This window comes from Rothia sp. HMSC068E02 (assembly GCF_001813565.1).
Lineage (GTDB): Bacteria > Actinomycetota > Actinomycetes > Actinomycetales > Micrococcaceae > Rothia.
The window spans coordinates 53,817-74,420 of the sequence record NZ_KV812883.1; the positions used below are offsets into that span (position 1 = coordinate 53,817).

Consider the following 20,604-nt stretch of genomic DNA (forward strand, 5'->3'; position numbering starts at 1 on the left):
AGATGTTCTCTGAGGGGGTTTTAGCGTCTAAAGGTATAAAGCCTAGTTGGTCTTCTGCGTGGGCGCTTCAACAAGTGCTTCAGCAGGTTCTTCTGCGGCGCCCTCGGTGAGCTCCGCAGGTTCTTCGCCCGCATCATCAGTAGCCGGAACCTCATCCAGGCGCTGCACCACAGCGGGGCGATTATCAAAGCCGCGGCGGGAGGCGCGAACCGCCTTCGCGTCCATGGTGTACAGCTGCTCGCGGTTCGTCAGCACGACCAGGGTCATGGCGTTCAGGCAGACGCCCACAATGCACAGAATCCAGCCGATCAGCATGAACCGACCGCCGGAAAGCACCGCACCGGAAAGCATCAGGGCAACAGAAACCAGGTACGCCGGGGAAAGCAAAAACTTCGTATTCACGACCGACCTGCCTTAGCGTGCGTTGGAGCGGGGCTTGGGGGTGCGACCCGAACGGGGGCGCGAGGGCAGAACGCTCATGCGACCGGGGGCGGGAGCAACAATCGGCTGAGATTCGGTGGGCTCTTCCTCGCGGACCTCTGCAGCTTCAGCGGGCTCGGTCGCTTCAACAGCCTCAGCGGGAGCTACTTCCTGCTCAGCCTGCGCCACTACCTCGTGCTCGCCCGCCTCCTGCTCGACTACCTCATGCTCAGCAGCTTCACGCTCTTCACGGCGGTGCTCCGAGCGCTCGCGGATGCGGTTCTCCACAGAGGACTCGAAGCCGTCCAGGTTGGCAACCAGTGCGGGGGTCGGGTTACCCTTCGCCTTACCCACGGACAGCACGAAGGCAAGGACGTTCAGACCCAGCGCAAGAATCAGAAGAATCCAGCCGAGCCACAGGAGCCAGGGGCTGGAGGTTCCGATCAAGAGCGCGCCGCAAAAAATCACGCCGAGGGAGGTCAGGTACGCAGGCGAAAGAGTCTTGAAATCCATGTCTACTTTCAATGTGTTCGTGAGTTTGAGAGAGCTAACGTTCGGTTCTCATTTTAGGTGATAGTTGAGGCTTAATCTGCTTCTGCCCCTGTCTATCGCCTGTGAGCTAAAGACCAGCGGGCTTTACTCGGTGGCGTAGGCAGGGGCAGAAACGTAGTGTTCGCGCACGGGCGTACCGGCTAGGACTTGGGGGTTACCTCGTTAGTGACCAGGGGCGAGGCGGGCGCGTTCTCCACCACGGGGATTGCGCGGGTGCTCAGGGTGCCCTGGTGCTTCTTCCAGAGGTTGTAGCGTTCCATGGCGACCGCGCCGGCGGTCATGGCGGGCAGAATGAACATGCCGGAGGAGCGGATGCTTTCAGCCTGCGCCAGGATGTCCAGCTTACGCACCACGCGGGTCACGTCGTGGGAGTCGTAGCGGTCCTGCGCCGCAATGACCTCATTCTGCGCGGCGACGAGGGCGGCGTCGCGCAGGCGTACAAAGTCGTTCCTCTTGTCCTTAAGTTTCTCCATGTACTGCTTGTATTCTTCGGGCAGTGCCTCACTAATTTCGTCTCGGCGGGTAATGGCGGAGCACATTTCCTTCACGCGAGCGTAGGTTTCCGGGTCGGTGGTTGCCTTCGCTTCAGCCTGTAGCGCTTCAAGGGCGGCGTCCTGCGCAATTTGGAGCAGCTCGGGTACGGCGGTTTCTTCTTCATGGTTAGCCTGCACGCCAAGGACCTTCACGAGCAGGGGCAGGGTCAGGCCGGGCAGCACGAGGGTGAAGAAGAGTACGGAGAGCATCATGACGATGGCGTCCTGGCGTACCTGTTCGGTGCCGTTGACCACGGGGATGGACAGGGCAAGAATCAGGGTCACGAGGCCTCGCATGCCGGACCAGGTCATAACGATAACTTCAGCAAAGCTTTCGGGTGCACCCTCGTGGATGGGGTTCTTGCGTCCTGCCAGCCAGACGATGGTGAACCAGATGAGGCGCACCAGGATGGCGACCAGTGCGACCAGGGCACCGTCAGCGAAGAGGCTTGCGATACGGGAGGGGTCGGCGGTGGCGATGATACTACTTGCCTGCAGGCCGATGAGGCCGAAAGCGACACCGGTCATGAGCAGCTCAATAATCTGCCAGAAGGAGGTGGAGGAGAGGCGTTCTTCCGCTTCGAGTGCCGCCATGTATTTGGTGCTGGTGAACTGGATAGCGCCGATGACCACGGCAATAACGCCGGAGGCGTGCACGCTTTCAGCAGCGAGGTAGGCGCCGAAGGGGATCATGAGGGTCACGGCGTTGCTGGTGACCACGTCGTGGGCACGCTGGCGAACGTAGCCGCCAAGCCAGCCGAAGATATAACCAATAATGACCGCGAGGATCGAGCCGAGCACGAAGTCCTTGGCGACCGAGAGCGGCTCGATGTGGTGGCCGCTGGTCATGGAGTGGATTGCGGCGTGGAAGAGAACGATTGCGATAGCGTCGTTGAAGCTACCTTCGGTCTGCAGGGTGCCGATGAGGCGGCGGGGAATGCCGACGGGCTCAGCGACTGCTTCCACGGCGACGGGGTCGGGCGGGGAGACGGCGGCACCGACGGCAAGGGCGACGGCGATGGTCATGCCGGGGACCCACCACATGGCTGCGCTGGCAATTGCCAGGGCGGAGACGGTGGTGAGAAGGACCGAGTAGAGCAGTACGGATCTCCAGCGGCGGCGCAGGGTGCCCCAGGAGAATTTAACGCCGATGGCCCACAGTAGCGGCGGAAGGAAGATTGGCAGGATGATGTCACTGTCGATGGTGATGTCCGGTCGGTTGGGGATGAAGAGCGCGGCGGTGCCGAGCAGGGTCATCATGACCGGCCAGGGGAGGTTGAGTCGATCACCGACGCTGACCATAAACACGGTCGCAATCAGGATGATGACAATAACGGAGAGGTAAAGCATTGGTCCGGTGTTGTTCCTTTCGCGCGGCTAGGGTTAGTCGGCTACGTCTTTCTACTCTACCGGAGGGGCTCATTCCGCTTTTCGGATATGGGGGTTCTGCAGCGTTTATTGTGGTGTTGTTTACCTCTAAGCCTAATGCTCTTTACGGAATATAGAGTTTTCCCCTGAATATCTCTGCTTTTCAGCAGGTTATTCAGGGGAAAATTCTATATTTGGAATATATCGATTGGGGTAGCTACCTCTAGCAGATTACTTAGAGCCGCATCCACCAGCACCGCAGCCACAACCGCCAGCGGGAGCTTCCTCCACGACCGGTTCAGGCTCGTCGTGGCCACCACAGCAGCCACCCTTTTCTTCCTTTGGTTCGTCGTGGCCGCCGCAGCAACCGCCACCACCGTGGGAGTGACCGTGAGCCTCAGCCGGAGCTTCAGCGGAGGAACCGCATCCGCCCGAGCCGCAACCGCAACCACCGGCGGAAGGTGCCGGCTCCTCGTGGCTACCGCAGCCACCCGAGCCACAGCCACAACCGCCACCGTCAACCGAACCGCAGGCGGAGCCGCGTGCGTCGCGGTGACCCATGAGGTCCACGCCGAGGTCGGAGAGGTAACGCAGGTAGCCTGCGAGGGCGTCGCGTCCACCGGTGCCGGAGATGACGATGCCGCCGTGACGCAGTGCTTTGAGTACCTCGTTGACCATGGGCCACTGCTCAATATCATCGGTAATGGTGATGGCGCTGACCACGTGCATTGCGAGGGAGGTCAGCGAGCGCAGGGACTGTTCGTAGCCTTCGGGCAGGTGGATGACCTTGGCGGGTGCTGCCAGACGCAGGATGGACAGCACGCGCATGAGCATCATGGGTACTGCATTTTCGGGCAGTAGTACGGTCACGCCGATGGCGGAGGATTCTGCAATACGTTCAATGCTTGCCGCGAGTTCTTCGGAGTCGATATCGCGGGAGATATCCAGTACTTCGTAGGAGTCCACGGCGATGGAGCGGGTGCCGAGGGCGTCGGCGAGTGCTTCATCTTCGGTGTGGATCGCAATCATGTTGCGGAATTCGTTGCGGCGCACGACGGAGGCTGCCTCGATAAGGGTGAAGTCCTGTCCGTCACCGTCCACGAGGAGGGTGTGGATTTCTTCGCGGTTGAGGCCTTCGCCTGCGGTGGCGCGCTCGATTAGTTCAGAAAATGCATTGCTCATACCGAATATTAAACACCTGATTTTGGGGCGTTCGCCCGCGAGGTTTACCTGTCTTGGCGGTTTTGGGCGGTTTAAGACGTGATTTTATGCCGAGAGCGTGGGCGGCTACCTATTCTGTGTGTGCTGAAGCGTTTTTGGTGGCAAAAGTGCTCGTGAAACGCGAACCGTTCGCTCCGGGTGAGTGAGAATCAACATTGCTTTTTGGGTTTGTACCGCGTATTTGTGGGGTTTTTGTTTGCCACGGGGTGCATCTTGCTCCCGCAACAGATTTGAACACCCTAAAATGAAAGGGTGGTACTTTCCCGTGAAAAGATTCTAAATACCGCCTACGAGGTCTTGGCGACCTACGGTTTGGCGGACCTTTCCATGCGCCGACTTGCTCAGGAGCTTCACGTGGCTCCCGGCGCTCTGTACTACCACGTGAAGAATAAGCAGCAGCTTCTGATTCTGTTGGCGGATTACATTCTGGCTCGTGCCCCGAAGTCGATGTCGGAGGAGGCTGAGCCGAATCCGGAGGCTATTCGCGCTTCGATGATTCGCCGCGGTGATCTTCTGTTCTCTCTGCTGTACCCGATTCGTGAGTGCCCTGAGGTGGTGCGTTTGAGCTTGGCTCTGCACCCGCGTGAGTTGAAGCCGGTGGTGGCGATGGCTCATGAGTTCCAGGCGCTTGGTTTGGGTCATGCGGAGGCGCTACGTCGTGCTCGTTTGTTGACTCATATTGCGTTGAGCCTGGTGGAGGAGTATCAGACTCTGCCGCTGATTTCTCCGCAGGAGGCTGTGGCGAGCGGCGATGTTCCTCTGATTGAGAATGCGTTTAACCGTTACCGTCAGGATCTGCTTTCTGCGATTGATTCGATGATGGTGGTGCAGGAGCCTTATACGCAGGATGCGTAAGTCGCCTGTTCCTCTTTTGGTTTATTAGTTGTGTATGGTGCCCCGTGCCCCCTTGTGGGGGTGCGGGGCTTTTGCGTGCGTTGGTGCTGGCTGCTCTGCTGCGCGCTGATACCGGTGCGGTTTGGTGGCTGAGTCGATGTTTGCTGGTTTTCTGTTTTAGTCTAGAGGTGACACGTGCTCGCATCCGGGGTGTATCGGGTGCGGGTGGGGTGTTGTTTATGTCTTAGTGCCCTGTTGGGCTTTATCAGAGGTGTTCCATGTCGATGACCGCTACCGCCCAGTGGGCGGCTCTTCCGGACCATAGCGCGGAGATTGCGCGTGTGCGTGAGGAGTTTATTACTGCGTATGGTTATGAGCCGGATGGTGTGTGGTCTGCGCCTGGGCGTCTGAATCTTTTGGGCGAGTACATTGATTTTTTGGGTGGCTCGTGCCTGCCGATGCCGTTGCCGTACCGCACCTATGTGGCGGGTGCGTTGCGTCGTGATGGCGTGTTGCGCGCGGCTTCTTTGCAGATGCCCGGCGATGAGCGCACGGTCGTGATTCGCGATATTCAACCGGGTCATTTGAAGGGCTGGTTCACCTATGTGGCGGGTGTTGCGTGGGCGATGAATCAGGAGGGTGGCAGGGATATTATGCTGCCCGATGAGTTTGGTGCTGACCTGCTGATTAATTCTCGTGTTCCGGTGGGTGGCGGTTTGTCATCTTCGGCGGCTTTGGAGTGTTCGACGGCGTTGGCGTTGTTGGAGCTCTCGTGTCCGGTGCGTGATGAGTGCCCGGAAGCGGATGCTACCCCGGCTGATAGTGATGCGTTGCGTGCGCGTCTGGCTCAGGTGTGTATTACGGCTGAGAATAAGATGGCTGGCGCGCATACGGGTGGCCTGGATCAGACGGCGTCATTGCGTTCGTATCCGGAGCAGGCTCTGGTGGTTGATTTCCGTGATTTTTCGATCGAGCCGGTTGCGGTGGATATTGCTCAGCATGGCCTGAGTTTTTTGGTGATTGATACGAACACTCCGCATGAGCTGACGGATGGCGGTTTTGCGGCTCGTCGTGCGGCGTCTGAGGCGTGCGCTGATGCTTTGGGTCTGCGTTTTTTGCGTGATGCCCTACCGGAGGATTTGTCGTGTGCGGGTATGGATGCGCGTGCTGCGAAGGCGTGGCGTGCGGATTTGGTGGATTCTTCGGTGAATCGTGCCCTGGATGCGCTGGAGGACGCGGGTCGTCCGTGTTCGTTCCCGCGTGGTTGGGTGCGTCATGCGTTCCACGATATGACTCTGGTGGGTCGTGCGAGCTATTTGCTGCAGCACGCTGATGAGCTTGGTTTCGCGGCATTTGAGGAGGCTGGCCGCATTTTCACGGAGTCGTTTGTGTCGATGCGTGATGAGTTACGTGTTTCTCGCCCGGAGATTGATGATGCGGTGCAGGTGTGCCTGGATCGGGGCGCGTTGGGTGCCCGTATTGTGGGTGGAGGTTTCGGTGGCGCGGTGATGGCGTTGATTCCGACCTCTCAGCTGGAAGCTGCCGCGGATGCGGTGGCGACTGCGTATGCTGTGCGCGGCTATGCGGCGCCTCGTTTTTTGCCGATGGTTGCTGGTTTTGCGGCGTCTCATGATTGGGCTGCGGGCGCTGATCCTACGGATATTCCGGTGTTGTAGGGTTGGGCGCTGAGGTTTGCCAGCTGAGGTCTGTCATAAATCGGCGGGGTGTCATAGGGGCGTTTTTTCAGGGTTTGAACAATATTCATAGCTGGAAGTTTCCTGCGAGTTTCTGCAATTTTCCTCCGGTTATCCCCTGCAATAACGCGCTGATAAGCCATAATTTTTTGGTCGTTGGTCAAAAGTGGCGCCACGTTTTCTGAGGGTGGTTTTTCTTGCCTTCGCGGGTATGTACACTTATCGACGGACGCAATCCGTGAGCTGTAAAGTTTCGATGCGCATAGTCCGGCATATGGATAGCATCTACACTGGGTTCGACCGTCACATACAAGCCCAGCTTGCAGGTTTCGTCCACCAAAGCATCACACTCCAGTTTTCTGCCCGCCCCGGGCAGGTACCTCACCAAGAGTGAGGCTTTAGAGCGCGAAAGCGCAGAAAGGAGGCCCCCGTGGGCTTCGATATCAAGGGCACCGTTGAGCAGGGCCTCGACAAGGCTCAGGAAGTCATCAACGAAAAGGCTGGCAAGGAGGTCGTCACTGACGAGCACGTTGCCAAGGTTGAAGAGGTCGTGACCGAGAACGTCTCCAAGCTGACCGAGAAGTTCGGCAAGTAAGGCGACAGCCTCCTTTGGATTGGCGCCCTGCCTCGCCTCCTCATGGGGTAGGGCGCCATTTCCCTGGGTTTGCATTACAGGCTTTCACTCAACATCTCTCTCAAATAATGGGGCGTTCTGCCCCGCCTGGGTTCTTTCATTCACCGACTCACTCGGCATATTGCTCAGCTTCGGTTACCGCCTGGTAGCCTGTTTTCACTCTTCTTTTACTCTTACTCAGCACAAGTACTCGCGTTTTCTCGCGAACTGTATACGCCCCGCATCATTGGTCCGGCAACCTTGGTGTGGGGCGTATGCCGTTAATGCGCGGGGGAAGGCATCTGGGGCGGGGCACAGGCTTCTGGAGAGCAGGGTGAAGGCTTCTGCGGGAGTGCTGCACGGGCTGCCGGGGTGCGGCGCGGGCGTTCGCCCTATGAGGACCTCTCCCCTGCCCCTGTAACCTCAGGCTATGCTTGATATGTCAACTTATTGAGCTGCGCCCTCAGGTAGGTTTCAGTGCCTCCTGAAGACCGCGGAGCACCCCGTCTATGGAGGAACTATGTTTGAACGTCAGCAGTCCGATCAGCAGAAGGCACGCGAGGTCATGAAGGATGGTGGCGTCGTCATTTATTGGCGCCCCGGCTGCCCCTACTGCGAGGCTCTGGATTCTAAGCTGGGCGAGCTGGGCGACCACGCTACCTGGGTGAACATTTGGGAGGATCCGCAGGCTGAGGCGCATGTGAAGTCCCTCAACGACGGCAACGCGACCGTCCCCACCGTGGATACCGGCGACACCCACTTTGTGGTCGCTGACTTGGTGAGCCGCAACAAGGTGAAGAAGCTGATTGAGAACACCCTCAACTCTAGCGGCGAGGCTTAAGATGGCTCGCCCGGCACTGAACCGCGATACGACGGTCTGCATTTCCCTGTCTGGTCGCCCGTCGAATCACGGTATTAAGTTCCACAATTACCTGTACGAGAAGCACGGTCTGGATTACCTGTACAAGGCGATGACCACCACCGATATTGAGGGTGCTATCGCCGGCGTGCGTGCTCTAGGTATTCGTGGCTGCTCGGTGTCTATGCCGTTTAAGCAGGCTGTTATCCCGCTGATGGACGATATGGACCACTCGGCTGCGGTTATTGGTGCGGTGAACACGATTGTGAACACTGACGGCTTCTTGAAGGCGTACAACACGGATGTGATTGCGGTGGCTTCCCTGCTGCGTTCGCATAATGTGGATCCGTCTCTGCCGTTCCTGCTGCGCGGTTCGGGCGGTATGGCTGCGGCTGTGGCTGGCGCGTTCTTTGATGCGGGCTTCTCGCAGGGCATGATTATTGCCCGTAACGAGGAGACCGGTCGCGCGCTGGCTGAGCGTTACGAGTACGCCTGGGCGCCGGAGGTGGGCAACCTGCGAGCGCCGATTCTGGTGAACGTGACCCCGATTGGCATGGCTGGCGGTGAGGAGAGCGAGGAGCTGTCCTACCCGCAGGAGGCTATTGCTGAGGCGCAGGTGGTCTTTGACGTGGTGGCGATGCCTGTTGAGACTCCGCTGGTTCGTGCGGCTCGCGCGGCGGGTAAGGAAGTTATTCACGGCGGTGAGGTGATTGCTCTGCAGGCCGCTGAGCAGTTCCGCCTGTACACCGGTGTGGAGCTCACCCCCGAGGAGGTTGAGGAGGCGGAGGCTCAGGCGAACTAGGTTCGCACCCGCTGCTTCTTTGCCCCGTAAGGGGCTCGATACGTGAAAGTGCCCGGAAGGTTGATCCTTCCGGGCACTTTTTGTTGGTGCGTAGCACCGGAATTTTTTGTAATTACACACACCCTGGTATTTAAGGTTTTCCACATCTGTGGAGAAATCTGGGGAAAACTCTTACACCCGTGTAATTCACTCTGTGTAATTCGGTCATTCTAGCCTGTATCCACAGGTTTTTAACATGTACTCACACTCGTGGAATTACACGAATGTAGTTATACACAATGTGGAAAACTGCTGTGGATAACCCGACTCCGAGGCGGATTTCCGCGGGTTTCAGGCTCAATAGCGGCCCTTGAACCGCCGCTGCAGGCCCTGTTGCGGCGGCTCCGAAGATTCAGATGACTCGGGCTTCTTCACGAACGGAATAATCAGCAGGGTCGCGAGCGCGCCACTGACAAGACCGCCAAAGTGTCCCGCGTGGGAAATATTCGGGTGGAAGAGGCTCTGCACAACATCAATACCCATGAGCAGAATAAAGAGGCGTGCGGTGTCCTTCTGCTTCCGAAGAAGCAGAAGGACGAAGAACGCGCCGTAGAGACCGTACACACCGCCTGACGCACCCACGGCACCCCGGTAGTAGGAGAAGAGGTACACGCTGCAGCCGGCACCCACGGTAGCCGCCATATATACGAAGAGGAACTTCCACCGCCCCATCATGCGCTCGAGGGACACACCGAAGATGAAGAGGTAAATCATGTTCCACACCAGGTGCATCGGATCAGTTTGCGAGTGCACAAACCCGTGCGTGATGAGGCGGTAGTACTCGCCGTGGTGAACACGGGGACCAGACATCATGCCGAGGTTGTGCACCCAACGGAATGGAATAATCTGTTGCAGACCGTACACCACGACGTTAATCAGAATGAGCGTGTACGTAATATGCCAGTGACGGGCGATGAAGGAACGCTTCGGGCTCGAGGCGCCTCCATTGAGGTCACGGTAGCAGTCGGGGCAGACCATGCCCACATCCAGCGCTACCTGGCATTCGCCGCAGACGGTGCGGTTGCAGCGCCCACACTGGGCGTAGCTAACGCGGTCGGGGTGGTTGACGCAGACCGTGGGGCTCTGCCCGTAATTCATGTAGTTGGGAAAGTTCTCCACTGACCCTCCAAGGGTTGTGTGCCGGATTTTCCGAAGATTTTTCACGTATTTTCAGGCTTAGTACCTGCCGTTTTGCCATTGCTGCGGGCTCTGCTGCTGAGGAGGCTCGGGCTTATCCACAAGCGGGACAAACAGCAGTGTCAACAGCACACCACCGACAAAACCACCCGCATGGCATGCGTGGGAGATATTCGAGGGGGTCAGAATGCTATAGATGATGTTCGGGGCAGTAATCATGACGAACACTCGTGCGGTGTCCTTCTGCTTCCTGATGATTAGCAGGGTCAAGAAAGAGCCCATGAGGCCGAATAGACCACCGGAGGCACCCACCACGCTGGTGTCAGATGCCAGCACGTACACGCCGAGGGCGCCGAAGACGATAGAGCCCAGGTACACGAGGAGGAACTTCCAGCGCCCCATCATGCGTTCGAGGGACACGCCGTAGATGAAGAGGTTAATCATGTTCCACACCAGGTGCATCGGGTCGTTCTGCATGTGCAGAAAACCGTAGCTGATGATGCGGTAGTACTCGCCATGCTGGACGTAGGGCCACCAGATGTTGCCGTGCCTAACCACCCATTCATTGGGAATGATCTGCTGCAGACCGTACATCGCGACGTTAATCAGAATGAGCGTGTACGTAATGTGCCAGTGGCGCGCCAGGAATGAGCCCTGTGCTTTCGAACCTTGCGCCTTCGAGCTGCCGCCCGTGAGGTCGCGGTAGCAGTCGGGGCAGACCATGCCCACATCCAGCGCTACCTGGCATTCGCCGCAGACGGTGCGGTTGCAGCGCTTGCACTGGGCATAGCTAACGCGGTTGGGGTGGTTGACGCAGACGGTTGGGGTCTGCCCGTAGCCTGCGTAGTTGGGAAAGTTCTCCACTGAACCTCCAGGGGTTGTGTACCGGATCAACCGGGGTGGTGTGCGGGGGATGGCGCGCGCGGGCATATAAGCGCAGGGACCCACCGGAAGAATCCTGGCGGGCCCCTGAACTATACGTGTTTTCTCAACACCTTCAGCAGAATGCTCGTATGAGCCTTCCGATGGGGTTTATTAGAGCTTTTCGATGTCGATCGAGGAGATGACAACGTCCTTGACCGGGCGGTCCTGGAAGCCGGTCTCAACGCCCTCAATAGCGTCAACAACCTTCTTGGATGCCTCGTCGGTAACCTCACCGAAGATGGTGTGGCGGCCGTTCAGCCAAGGGGTCTCAACGGGGGTGATGAAGAACTGAGAACCGTTGGTGCCGGGGCCTGCGTTAGCCATTGCCAGCAGGTAGGGCTTGGAGAAGGAGAGTTCGGGGTGAATCTCGTCCTTGAACTGGTAGCCGGGGCCACCAACGCCCATGCCCAGGGGGTCACCACCCTGAATCATGAAGTCCTTGATGATGCGGTGGAACACGACGTCCTTGTACAGGGGGGTGTTCATGATTTCACCGGTGCGGGGGTGCTTCCACTGACGGGAGCCGTCAGCGAGGCCGATGAAGTTCTCAACAGTCAGCGGTGCGTGGTTGCCGAAGAGCTCGACGACGATGTCACCGTAGTTAGTGTGGATAGTTGCCTTAGCAGTTGCATTAGTCATGGCTCTATTGTGGCACGGGGCGGCGCTCATTCGCCATCTAACATGTTTTTTCGCCCCGGGCGCACCGTTGGGCGGGCTTTTTGGGCGGGAATTGAATATCCTGAGAGGTGAACACTACGCGCGCGGCGGCGTTTTCTGGTCGCTGGCGCATTTCAACCGATGGAGGTCACCCCATGTTCTGCTGCAAGAAGCGTAAGGCACGCAAGGCTGCTAAGGCTCAGGCTGTTGTCTCTTCCCTGGCTGCTGTTGAGTCCGCGCTGGAAGGCAAGACCGCTGAGATGTTCGCTGAGAAGCTGACCGGCAACAAGAAGGCGCTGAAGAAGGCTCGTAAGGCTACCGCGAAGACCGTTCGCGCCGCTGAGAAGGAACTGGCTCGTATTGAGCGTAACGGCGGCAAGCGCCCCCGTAAGGGCCTGGCGTTCCTGGGTCTGCTGGTTGCTCTGGGTGTTGCAGGCGCAGCAGCTTACAACGCAGCTCGTCCCGTAGAGGACCCCTGGAAGAACGCATAAGCGTTCCCTGTATCTTTTTCTCTAAGGCTTTCTGAGGCGCCGCTGGCGGCGTGAGGGAGTGCTTTATGAAAGATAGCCGCCCGCTAGAGTTTCTGCTCTGGCGGGCGGCTATTGTTTTGGGTTTTTCTTGGTTTTGGAGGGGGGAGGTGGCTGTAGCTAGAGCGCTAACCTTCCCCGGGTATCCCCTTGATATTTCCCGGATACACAAAGAACCCCATGTCTTTCGACATGGGGTTCTCGGTTCAAAAATAAACCGGCGATGACCTACTCTCCCACACCCACAAAAGTGCAGTACCATCGGCGCGAAGAGTCTTAGCTTCTGGGTTCGGAATGGAACCAGGCGTTTCCCTCTTGCTATAATCACCGGAAAGTGGAGGCGAGGGGACTCGAACCCCTAACCCTCTGCTTGCAAAGCAGATGCGCTACCAATTGCGCCACGCCCCCGCGGTGCCCTACTAGTCTATAACACCTTTTGCGGCTTCACCAAATCCCCAGGCACATTTTTTTAGTTAGACCCATCACATTACTGAGGGGTTTAGGTAATAACCTCACCCGGCACCGTCGCCTCACGCTTCGTCAGAGCCTGCAGCGGACCGCTCACTTCCTGCAGATACTTACGAACCGCGGTGCGTTGCGCCTCCTTCGCAGACTCCTCCTTCGATTCCGGCGCCTTGAAGCCCAGCTTGAACGCATCCCACTGGCTCGCCGAGGGGTACTTCTCACGAGCATTCCACACCAGCGAGAACGAGGCCAAAGTGTTCAGCTCCTTCTTCGTGGCAGCCTTCGACAGCACATCAGCAACCGTTGCCACGCGTGAAGACTCGGCAACACTCACCGAAATCTTCGACTGCGCACCCGAGGGCAGGCTCAGCGCCTTCTCCGGAGCCAACTGAATATTCAGATGAATCTGCTGTACCCGCTCGTTCTTCAGATCCAGCTCAGCCAGGGAGCGGAAACGCTTCAGCAGGGATTCATAGTTCTCATCAATCACCACAGCGTTCAGGCGCAGCTCATCCGCAAGCAGCCCCACCTGAGCGTAGCTCGCATTAGTTCCCAGCGCTGCGTTAGCGGTCAGTACCTTCAGCCACTGCTCTTCTTTCAAAGTCGCCGAATCATTGACTCGCAGTGGGCTCACCGGCGCATCCGTCACCGTATTAGCAACGTTCTGCGGGTCATTCGCCAAATCCACACCGCCATAGGTAACGCTCAGCCGGTGCAAAGAACCGTAAACGGACAGATTAGTCAGAGCCGTAGCAGCCGCCGCCAAATCGGCCTGTGCCGCCGCCGTGAGGGAGAAAGAACCCACCAGACGCAGGTCCTGTTCACTACGCCCCTTACCCACATAAATACGCCCCAGCGACTCAATCTTCAGGTAGCGGGTATCGATATTTTCACGCACCAGACGCTCACGACGCGCCAACAGCTTCTCCGTTGAAACCACCACCGCAGCATCCTCGCCCAGCACACCGGTGGCGGCGATCTGCGGCATTGCGGCAAGCACCCCGGCGGCGGCAACCACGCCGCCGGTCAGAAGCAGGGAACGGCGGGGCACCACGAGGCGGCGCACCTGCCCGGCAATAGCCTCTTTAGCGGCATCTACGCGGGTAGAGGGGGTCTTAGTCACAGAGTCCTCAGCGGCAACGGATGCTGCCTCAGAAGAGCCCTGAGAGGCTCCCCGGGTAGAAGTATCGGGAATGTGAGAGTTCTCGGGTTCCAAAGAAGGGGAAGAAGACACAGAATCTCCAGGATGCAGGGCGAGCGCAAAGCCCACCAACGGTTTGAGGGGAGTGAAGTCCCTCTAGAATACCGCCCGCACCTATGCGCATGCCGACAACCCGCTGCGCATCCATCGCAAGGGCATAAAGAAAACCTATGGGGTGGACTCAGTCCACCCCATAGGTCACAAGCTTCATGAGAGCTCTGAACTCTCAGCGCAGATTATTTAAGCTTCCTCAGCCGAAGTAGCATTCGGAGCCGGGATATTAGCCGACTCAGCAGCAAGCTCCGCAATGCGAATCTCGCCGGTCGTCGGATCCTCATACGCAACGTACTCGGTGCCGCCTGCGGTGGGCTCCGCATCCTCGTTCACGTGGTTCTCCGCAATCAGGAAGCCGTGCGCACCCAGAATCTTAGCGACGCGGTCAATATCCTGCGGGGTCGGGGTATGATCCACCACTCGACGAATGTACTCGTTAATGCGCTGGTCGCTCACGTACGCCTCGCCACGAGCAGCACGAGACTGCATGAGCTGGCGAACAACTTCCTGCAGCTGCTCATCGGTCAGACGCATCTTCAAAATAGCCATCACTGCCGCGCGGTCCTGCACCGGAACATCCTTGGGATACCCGACGCTCAGCCAGTCGATTACTCGAGAGATCATGCTCTTATCAGGCATCGAGCCCCTCCTTCGAAGCAGTCATTATATGCAATTTAGTGTTCACGGGATTAGTGGCCTCCACCGGTTACGCCGAAGATATTCCAGCCGAAAGTGTGGTCGATAAAGTCCTTAGCGACCCAGAGAATACCGATGATTACGATTGCTACGATAATAGCAAAAATGCAGAACGCAGCAATCTTCGCCGCCGTTCCCGGAGGCTCAATTTCAACCAGCTTGCCGTCCGCGGTGTACTCGGTACGACCAGCCAGCATACGCAGACCCAGCGCATAGAGCGCCGGAAGGCCCGCACCAAAGAACAAACCGGCAATCAGCACCGGAATAACCTTGTTCACAATGTCAATCAGATATTCCACGACTACGAACCTGCCTTCCCAGTAGCAAGGGTCTGGGCTTCTGCGGATGCCTCAGCGCTGGTGACTGCAGCGCCTTCCTTTTCATCCCAGTCGCCAGTCACGTTCGAAGCGTCAATGTTGTCCTTCTGGGAATGACGCCACATCAGGAAGCAGAAGACTACCAGCAAAGCGAACACGGTCATTTCGCCAATGAACTGGGTACCGGTCAGAGCATTCAGGCCATGACCAATCAGCCAGGTCAGAGCACCCACAATCGCGGCAGCCGGCAGAGTAATCAGCCAAGCAACCACCATGCGGCCAGCAACAGACCAGCGCACCTCAGCACCCTTACGGCCCAGGCCACTACCCAGAATCGAGCCGGACGCCACGTGAGTGGTGGACAGTGCCATACCGAAGTGGGAGGAAGTCAGAATAATCGCAGCAGATGCACCGTCAGCGGCAACGCCCTGCGGGGTGTCAACCTCAACGATGCCCTTACCGAGGGTGCGGATAATGCGCCAACCGCCCAGGTAAGTACCCAGAGCAATAGCGATAGCGCAGGAAGCCTTCACCCACAGGGGGATCGCGTCATCGTTGCGCAGAGTACCCGAAGCAACCAGAGCCAGGAAGATCACGCCCATGGTCTTCTGTGCATCGTTAGTACCGTGCGCCAGAGACATCAGGGATGCGGTCGCAACCTGTCCCTTGCGGAAGCCGCCGTGCTTACGGTCGTCAGCCACCGGGGCAGCAATACGGTAGACCAGCCAAGTGCCGGTTGCCGCCACAATAGCCGCAATGACGGGGGAGAGGACCGCGGGAACAATAATCTTGGACAGAACGCCCATCCACTGCACGCCGTCAAAGCCGATCGCGACAATAGCCGAACCAATCAGGCCACCAAACAGAGCGTGCGATGAGGAGGAGGGAAGACCCAGAAGCCAGGTCAAAACATTCCAGAGGATGCCGCCAACCAGGCCGGTAAAGACGATAAGCATCAGCGCCGGGCCGTCTGTTGTTACATCGATACGATCCAGGTTCACGATGCCGCTACCAACCGAGCGTGCCACCTCAACAGAGAGGAACGCGCCGACGAGGTTCAGGGACGCAGACAGCGCCACGGCGGTCTTAGGCTTCAGCGCACCGGTGGCGATGGAGGTTGCCATCGCGTTGCCGGTGTCGTGGAAGCCATTCGTAAAGTCGAAGGCGAGCGCGGTCAGCACCACGATCACGAGAATAATGAGTTCTGTAGTCACAAGAAAATTATCTGTCGGTTTTCGCGAAATCTAAAGTATTCCGAATTAACACGAAATAACAGATAAACCCACGGCATTGAGCGGATTTTTATGAGGGTTTTACTATAGAGCCCATATTTCAGGGGAAACTCTCCCGATATTCCGCGGAAAAAAGGGTGCACCTATCGGAATGCTTAAGTTGGTTTATGTGGCTTATGCGAGAGTGCGGGGGAGAGGGGTGATTATATCCATCAAGAGGCTAAAGTGTGTTCACCAAGTGTTCACTTTCAGGAACCTCCCAGCTTTCTTTTTGTGACACACCTTTATTATTCAGACCTCATTTAGGTCACCGAGCTACCCACACGGGACACCCCTGTGGGTTTTTGCGGCACTGGGGTTACAGTACTGGGGTTTCGGCGGCACAAGTTCTCTGCGGTAGCTGGTTTTCTATAGCGGCGCACGCTTGAGCGTCGAGAAGGAACAGCCCCAGCTGCCAATTCGTAGCGCGCACAATACGCCAGCTTCACGAGGCGCCCATGCCGAATCTGCCACTCGCATCAGCGAATACAATAAAAGACCCCGTATCTTTCGATACGGGGTCTTTCTCAAAAATAAACCGGCGATGACCTACTCTCCCACACCCACAAAAGTGCAGTACCATCGGCGCGAAGAGTCTTAGCTTCTGGGTTCGGAATGGAACCAGGCGTTTCCCTCTTGCTATAATCACCGGAAAGTGGAGGCGAGGGGACTCGAACCCCTAACCCTCTGCTTGCAAAGCAGATGCGCTACCAATTGCGCCACGCCCCCGTCTCAGCGGAAACCACTGTTTAGTTATTTTTCCAAGCCTTCACGACCTCATTGCTCTGGTACTTTTTCAGAACCATCACAGTAACACACGAAAGAACAGCAAGAATCAATAATTTCTTCATTATTGCCTTTCATAGTGTGGAGTGGGCGTACCAAGAATCGAACTTGGGACCTCTTCGTTATCAGCGAAGCGCTCTAACCGTCTGAGCTATACGCCCTCCTTCTGCGGAATTTCTTCCGTAGAACGAGATATAACTATACAGGTGTTTGAAGGTAACACCAAATCGAAAAAGCATGTTCTGTATCACACTTTAATATTGGGGGTTCCCGAGCATACAGAGCGGGGCATGCAGAACGGGCGGCACCGCCTCCACCAGAGACAGAACCGCCCGCACACAAAGCTCAAAAAGCTACAAACTAGGACTCATCGCTCAGAGTCAAGGTCACGCCACCAACCAGCTTCGCAGCCAGGTTGTACAGAATCGCGCCAATCATACCCAGCAGAGTAAAGACCACAGTGTTGACCACAGCAAAAATAGTAGTCACCAAAGCAACCTGACCCAGCGAAATCATCTGCGAAATATCCACAGTGGTCGAACCAGTACCCAGAGAGCTAATCAGCTGGTTCACACCGGTAAACGCACCAGAAGCCTGCAGGAACAGCCACAGAATCACCGAAGCCACCACAGTCACAATGCCCAAAGCAATAGACAGCAAGAAGATCAGCTTAGCCACCGACCACGTATCAACCTTCTGAACCACCAGACGCGCACGACGAATCTTCGAACGCGGCGCAGGACGCACCAGCTGACGGCGCGAACCAGTCGGACGCTTAGCGTTCACAGGGCGCTTGCCAGCAGGACGCTTAGCGGTACCGCCAGGACGACCCTGACCCGAACGTGCCTGAGCCGGGCGACGCGCGCCAGCCTTAGCCGCACCCGAAGACTTAGATGCACCAGCCGACGCCGAACGCTGTGCCGACGCAGGAGAGGAGCTCGCGGGAGTGCTGCTCATTAGTTACCTCCAGTAGCGGTGAGATCGGCAGCCGCCGCTTCACCCTCGTTGTCCGAACCGGGCGCCTCAGAAGACTCCGAAGCCTCGGTGTTCTCAGTGGTTTCATCGTCGCTATCATCCAGCTGACGATCCTGGTTGCGTGCAACACCAATAATAGAATCGCCCTTACCGGGCTTTGCAAAGATAACACCCATAGTATCGCGTCCCTTCGCAGGAACCTCATTCACGTTCGAACGAACGACCTTGCCGCTGGCCATAACCACCAGCACCTCGTCCTCTTCGTCCACAATGAGGCCACCCACCAGGGCGCCACGATCCTCAACTAGCTTAGCAACCTTAATGCCGAAGCCGTTACGGCCCTGCACACGGTACTCATCCACGCTCGTACGCTTCGCGTAACCACCCTCAGTGACCACGAAGACGAAGGAGCCCTCAGTAACCACATTCGCAGAAATCAGCTCATCGCCCTCACGGAACTTCATACCGGTCACACCGGAGGTCGAACGACCCATCGGGCGCAACGACGCATCATCAGCATGGAAGCGCAGCGACATACCGTTACGCGACACCAGCAGAATATCGTCCTTATCCGAAACGGTGAACGCCGAAACAACCTCATCGCCCTCACGCAGGTTAATCGCAATCAGGCCGGCAGTACGGTTCGTATCGTAATCGCTCAGGCGGCTCTTCTTCACCATGCCGCCGCGAGTAGCAAGCACCAGGTACTCAGCATCCTCGTAGCTCTTCAGCTCCATGACCTGAGCAATATGCTCACCGCCCTGGAACTCCAGCAGGTTCGCAATGTGCTGGCCCTTCGCGTCACGACCGGCTTCCTGCAGCTCGTAACCCTTCGCACGGTACACGCGACCCAGGTTCGTGAAGAACAGAATCCAGCTGTGCGTAGTGGTCACAAAGAAGTGCTCCACCACGTCATCACCGCGCAGCGAGGCACCCTTAATGCCCTTACCACCACGGTGCTGGCTACGGTACTGATCACTGCGGGTGCGCTTAATGTAGCCGCCGCGAGTAATCGTCACCACGACCTCCTCCTCGGGGATGAGGTCTTCCATGGACATGTCGCCGTTGTAGCCGTACATAATCTGGGTGCGACGCTCATCGCCGTAGCGGTTCACAATCTCACCCAGCTCCTCAGAGATAATCTCGCGCTGGCGAGTCTCCGAAGCAATAATCGCGTTGTACTCAGCGATCATGCGCATCAGCTCATCGTGACGATCCTGAATCTTCTGACGCTCCAGGGCAGCCAGACGACGCAGCTGCATGTTCAGAATTGCCTGAGCCTGAGCCTCATCAATCTGCAGGAACTCCATCAGGCCGCTACGCGCCTCATCAGCGGTGGGGGAGCGGCGAATCAGGGCAATAACCTCATCCAGAGCATCCAGAGCCTTCAGCAGGCCACGCAGGATGTGCGCCTCTTCCTCCGCCTGACGCAGACGGTAACGGGTACGACGAACGATAACGTCCATCTGGTGATCCACCCAGTGACGCACAAACGCATCCAGGGACAGGGTACGCGGCACGCCATCCACAATGGCGAGCATATTCGCGGAGAAGTTCTCCTGCAACTGGGTGTGCTTGTACAGGTTGTTCAGCACAACCTTCGGGGAAGCATCACGCTTGAGCACAATCACCAGACGCTGACCGGTACGGCCCGAAGTCTCATCGCGCAGATCCGCGATGCCGGTGACCTTACCGTCCTTGATGAGCTCAGCAATCTTAATCGCCAGGTTATCCGGGTTCGCCTGGTACGGCAGCTCGGTAACCACCAGGCAGGTACGACCGTGGATTTCCTCCACGTTGACCACCGCGCGCATGGTGATAGAGCCGCGGCCAGTACGGTACGCATCCTCAATGCCCTTGGTGCCCAGAATCTGCGCACCGGTCGGGAAATCGGGGCCCTTAATGCGCGCCATCAGAGCGTTCAGCAGCTCCTCATTGGTCGCGTGCGGGTTCTTCAGGAACCACTCCACACCCTCGGCAACCTCACGCAGGTTATGCGGCGGAATATTGGTCGCCATACCCACAGCAATACCCGAAGAACCGTTGACCAGCAGGTTCGGGATGCGCGCGGGCAGAACGGTAGGCTCCAGGGACTTGCCGTCGTAGTTGGGCTGGAAATCAACGGTGTCTTCGTTGATGTCACGCACCATCTCAAGGGCGATGGGAGCCATCTTGGTCTCGGTGTATCGAGGCGCTGCGGCACCGTCGTTACCGGGGGAGCCGAAGTTACCCTGACCCAGAGCCAGCGGGTAACGCATAATCCAGCTCTGAATCAGACGCACCAGAGTGTCGTAGATAGCGATATCGCCGTGGGGGTGGAACTGACCCATTACGTCGCCAACCACGCGGGCACACTTATTGAAGGATCGGTCCGGGCGGTAGCCGCCGTCGTACATCGCGTAGATCACGCGGCGGTGCACGGGCTTGAGGCCGTCACGCACATCCGGCAGGGCGCGGCCAATAATAACCGCCATTGCGTAGTCCAGGTAGGAACGCTGCATTTCGGTCTGCAGGTCCACCTGTTCAATGTGACCGTGGTGGTCTACGCTTTCAGCGCCACCATTGCTGACAACGTCAGCTTTGGTAGTCTCATTCTGGTGTTCTTCGCTCATAACTTTCTCATTAAATTAATAGCTCAATCAATATATACCCCGACTGG

The 20,604-nt window shown here is 57.6% G+C and carries 19 protein-coding genes, 3 tRNA genes and 2 rRNA genes; 6 read left to right on the forward strand and 18 right to left on the reverse strand.

Annotated features, from left to right (window positions below; translation table 11 throughout):
• Positions 1 to 42 precede the first annotated feature (42 nt).
• The 4 genes from HMPREF2919_RS06150 to HMPREF2919_RS06165 all read right to left on the reverse strand — a co-directional run bounded on the left by HMPREF2919_RS06150 (position 43) and on the right by HMPREF2919_RS06165 (position 4,055).
• A complete protein-coding gene (locus HMPREF2919_RS06150) occupies positions 43 to 402 on the reverse strand; it encodes an ATPase (RefSeq protein ID WP_070643769.1) in 360 nt (119 codons plus the stop codon).
• 12 nt (positions 403 to 414) lie between these two features.
• On the reverse strand, positions 415 to 933 hold the full coding sequence (locus tag HMPREF2919_RS06155; protein ID WP_070643776.1) for a hypothetical protein: 519 nt from the start codon (positions 931 to 933) through the stop codon (positions 415 to 417).
• Positions 934 to 1,112: 179 nt separating this feature from the next.
• Positions 1,113 to 2,855: a cation:proton antiporter gene (locus HMPREF2919_RS06160; RefSeq protein ID WP_070542299.1), complete on the reverse strand. Its 1,743-nt coding sequence runs from the start codon at positions 2,853 to 2,855 to the stop codon at positions 1,113 to 1,115.
• Between the two features lie 249 nt (positions 2,856 to 3,104).
• Positions 3,105 to 4,055: a hypothetical protein gene (locus HMPREF2919_RS06165; protein ID WP_049340057.1), complete on the reverse strand. Its 951-nt coding sequence runs from the start codon at positions 4,053 to 4,055 to the stop codon at positions 3,105 to 3,107.
• Positions 4,056 to 4,346: 291 nt separating this feature from the next.
• Here HMPREF2919_RS06165 and HMPREF2919_RS06170 point away from each other — a divergent pair, with 291 nt between their 5' ends.
• The 5 genes from HMPREF2919_RS06170 (at position 4,347) to HMPREF2919_RS06190 (ending at position 8,896) form a co-directional block, all read left to right on the forward strand.
• The gene (locus HMPREF2919_RS06170) at positions 4,347 to 4,949 is read left to right on the forward strand and encodes a TetR/AcrR family transcriptional regulator (protein ID WP_070542296.1); all 603 of its coding nucleotides are present in this window, start codon (positions 4,347 to 4,349) and stop codon (positions 4,947 to 4,949) included.
• Positions 4,950 to 5,206: 257 nt separating this feature from the next.
• Positions 5,207 to 6,604 carry a galactokinase gene (locus HMPREF2919_RS06175; protein ID WP_049350256.1) on the forward strand — a complete coding sequence of 466 codons (1,398 nt, stop codon included), beginning with the start codon at positions 5,207 to 5,209 and terminating at the stop codon, positions 6,602 to 6,604.
• A 448-nt stretch (positions 6,605 to 7,052) separates the two neighbouring features.
• On the forward strand, positions 7,053 to 7,217 hold the full coding sequence (locus tag HMPREF2919_RS06180; protein ID WP_005504128.1) for a hypothetical protein: 165 nt from the start codon (positions 7,053 to 7,055) through the stop codon (positions 7,215 to 7,217).
• 538 nt (positions 7,218 to 7,755) lie between these two features.
• Entirely contained in the window at positions 7,756 to 8,076 is a 321-nt protein-coding gene (locus tag HMPREF2919_RS06185; RefSeq protein WP_049338656.1) for a glutaredoxin domain-containing protein, read from the forward strand.
• A 1-nt stretch (position 8,077) separates the two neighbouring features.
• Positions 8,078 to 8,896, forward strand: coding sequence for a shikimate 5-dehydrogenase (locus HMPREF2919_RS06190; RefSeq protein ID WP_005504124.1), 819 nt, complete (start codon positions 8,078 to 8,080; stop codon positions 8,894 to 8,896).
• Positions 8,897 to 9,232: 336 nt separating this feature from the next.
• Here the strand turns inward: HMPREF2919_RS06190 and HMPREF2919_RS06195 are convergent, their stop codons facing one another.
• The 3 genes from HMPREF2919_RS06195 to HMPREF2919_RS06205 all read right to left on the reverse strand — a co-directional run bounded on the left by HMPREF2919_RS06195 (position 9,233) and on the right by HMPREF2919_RS06205 (position 11,635).
• A complete protein-coding gene (locus tag HMPREF2919_RS06195; protein ID WP_070666824.1) occupies positions 9,233 to 10,054 on the reverse strand; it encodes a rhomboid family intramembrane serine protease in 822 nt (273 codons plus the stop codon).
• A 57-nt stretch (positions 10,055 to 10,111) separates the two neighbouring features.
• Positions 10,112 to 10,936, reverse strand: a complete 825-nt coding sequence (locus HMPREF2919_RS06200; RefSeq protein WP_049338659.1) for a rhomboid family intramembrane serine protease — start codon at positions 10,934 to 10,936, stop codon at positions 10,112 to 10,114.
• Between the two features lie 171 nt (positions 10,937 to 11,107).
• Complete coding sequence (locus tag HMPREF2919_RS06205; RefSeq protein WP_070666825.1) at positions 11,108 to 11,635, reverse strand: peptidylprolyl isomerase; 528 nt, start codon at positions 11,633 to 11,635, stop codon at positions 11,108 to 11,110.
• Between the two features lie 173 nt (positions 11,636 to 11,808).
• Between HMPREF2919_RS06205 and HMPREF2919_RS06210 the strand changes: the two genes are divergently transcribed.
• Positions 11,809 to 12,144: a hypothetical protein gene (locus HMPREF2919_RS06210; protein ID WP_049345994.1), complete on the forward strand. Its 336-nt coding sequence runs from the start codon at positions 11,809 to 11,811 to the stop codon at positions 12,142 to 12,144.
• Positions 12,145 to 12,395: 251 nt separating this feature from the next.
• On the opposite strand, the gene rrf (HMPREF2919_RS06215) is transcribed toward HMPREF2919_RS06210, so the two are convergent.
• The 11 genes from rrf (HMPREF2919_RS06215) to gyrA form a co-directional block, all read right to left on the reverse strand.
• Positions 12,396 to 12,512: ribosomal RNA gene (rrf, locus tag HMPREF2919_RS06215) — 5S ribosomal RNA — on the reverse strand.
• Positions 12,513 to 12,515: 3 nt separating this feature from the next.
• Positions 12,516 to 12,588: transfer RNA gene (locus HMPREF2919_RS06220), tRNA-Ala, on the reverse strand.
• A 91-nt stretch (positions 12,589 to 12,679) separates the two neighbouring features.
• Complete coding sequence (locus HMPREF2919_RS06225) at positions 12,680 to 13,879, reverse strand: acetamidase (RefSeq protein ID WP_246824064.1); 1,200 nt, start codon at positions 13,877 to 13,879, stop codon at positions 12,680 to 12,682.
• A gap of 207 nt (positions 13,880 to 14,086) precedes the next feature.
• Positions 14,087 to 14,539, reverse strand: a complete 453-nt coding sequence (locus HMPREF2919_RS06230; RefSeq protein WP_049345093.1) for a DUF3349 domain-containing protein — start codon at positions 14,537 to 14,539, stop codon at positions 14,087 to 14,089.
• 50 nt (positions 14,540 to 14,589) lie between these two features.
• Complete coding sequence (locus tag HMPREF2919_RS06235; protein ID WP_005504112.1) at positions 14,590 to 14,895, reverse strand: hypothetical protein; 306 nt, start codon at positions 14,893 to 14,895, stop codon at positions 14,590 to 14,592.
• A 2-nt stretch (positions 14,896 to 14,897) separates the two neighbouring features.
• Positions 14,898 to 16,127 carry an inorganic phosphate transporter gene (locus HMPREF2919_RS06240; protein ID WP_070507489.1) on the reverse strand — a complete coding sequence of 410 codons (1,230 nt, stop codon included), beginning with the start codon at positions 16,125 to 16,127 and terminating at the stop codon, positions 14,898 to 14,900.
• A 593-nt stretch (positions 16,128 to 16,720) separates the two neighbouring features.
• Positions 16,721 to 16,837 (reverse strand): 5S ribosomal RNA (gene rrf, locus HMPREF2919_RS06245).
• A gap of 3 nt (positions 16,838 to 16,840) precedes the next feature.
• A tRNA-Ala gene (locus tag HMPREF2919_RS06250) sits at positions 16,841 to 16,913 on the reverse strand.
• A gap of 144 nt (positions 16,914 to 17,057) precedes the next feature.
• Positions 17,058 to 17,131: transfer RNA gene (locus HMPREF2919_RS06255), tRNA-Ile, on the reverse strand.
• A gap of 199 nt (positions 17,132 to 17,330) precedes the next feature.
• Entirely contained in the window at positions 17,331 to 17,927 is a 597-nt protein-coding gene (locus HMPREF2919_RS06260) for a DUF3566 domain-containing protein (RefSeq protein ID WP_070630113.1), read from the reverse strand.
• Positions 17,927 to 20,557 carry a DNA gyrase subunit A gene (gyrA, locus tag HMPREF2919_RS06265; protein ID WP_070666828.1) on the reverse strand — a complete coding sequence of 877 codons (2,631 nt, stop codon included), beginning with the start codon at positions 20,555 to 20,557 and terminating at the stop codon, positions 17,927 to 17,929. The genes HMPREF2919_RS06260 and gyrA overlap by 1 nt, the downstream gene beginning before the upstream one ends.
• Positions 20,558 to 20,604 lie beyond the last annotated feature (47 nt).

Coding starts and splice junctions, on each gene's coding strand:
- HMPREF2919_RS06205 (WP_070666825.1), bottom strand. CDS start 11,635: ATGACTAATGCAACTGCTAAGGCAACTATCCACACTAACTACGGTGAC.
- HMPREF2919_RS06165 (WP_049340057.1), bottom strand. CDS start 4,055: ATGAGCAATGCATTTTCTGAACTAATCGAGCGCGCCACCGCAGGCGAA.
- gyrA (WP_070666828.1), bottom strand. CDS start 20,557: ATGAGCGAAGAACACCAGAATGAGACTACCAAAGCTGACGTTGTCAGC.
- HMPREF2919_RS06160 (WP_070542299.1), bottom strand. CDS start 2,855: ATGCTTTACCTCTCCGTTATTGTCATCATCCTGATTGCGACCGTGTTT.
- HMPREF2919_RS06185 (WP_049338656.1), top strand. CDS start 7,756: ATGTTTGAACGTCAGCAGTCCGATCAGCAGAAGGCACGCGAGGTCATG.
- HMPREF2919_RS06175 (WP_049350256.1), top strand. CDS start 5,207: ATGTCGATGACCGCTACCGCCCAGTGGGCGGCTCTTCCGGACCATAGC.
- HMPREF2919_RS06210 (WP_049345994.1), top strand. CDS start 11,809: ATGTTCTGCTGCAAGAAGCGTAAGGCACGCAAGGCTGCTAAGGCTCAG.
- HMPREF2919_RS06260 (WP_070630113.1), bottom strand. CDS start 17,927: ATGAGCAGCACTCCCGCGAGCTCCTCTCCTGCGTCGGCACAGCGTTCG.
- HMPREF2919_RS06190 (WP_005504124.1), top strand. CDS start 8,078: ATGGCTCGCCCGGCACTGAACCGCGATACGACGGTCTGCATTTCCCTG.
- HMPREF2919_RS06230 (WP_049345093.1), bottom strand. CDS start 14,539: ATGCCTGATAAGAGCATGATCTCTCGAGTAATCGACTGGCTGAGCGTC.
- HMPREF2919_RS06155 (WP_070643776.1), bottom strand. CDS start 933: ATGGATTTCAAGACTCTTTCGCCTGCGTACCTGACCTCCCTCGGCGTG.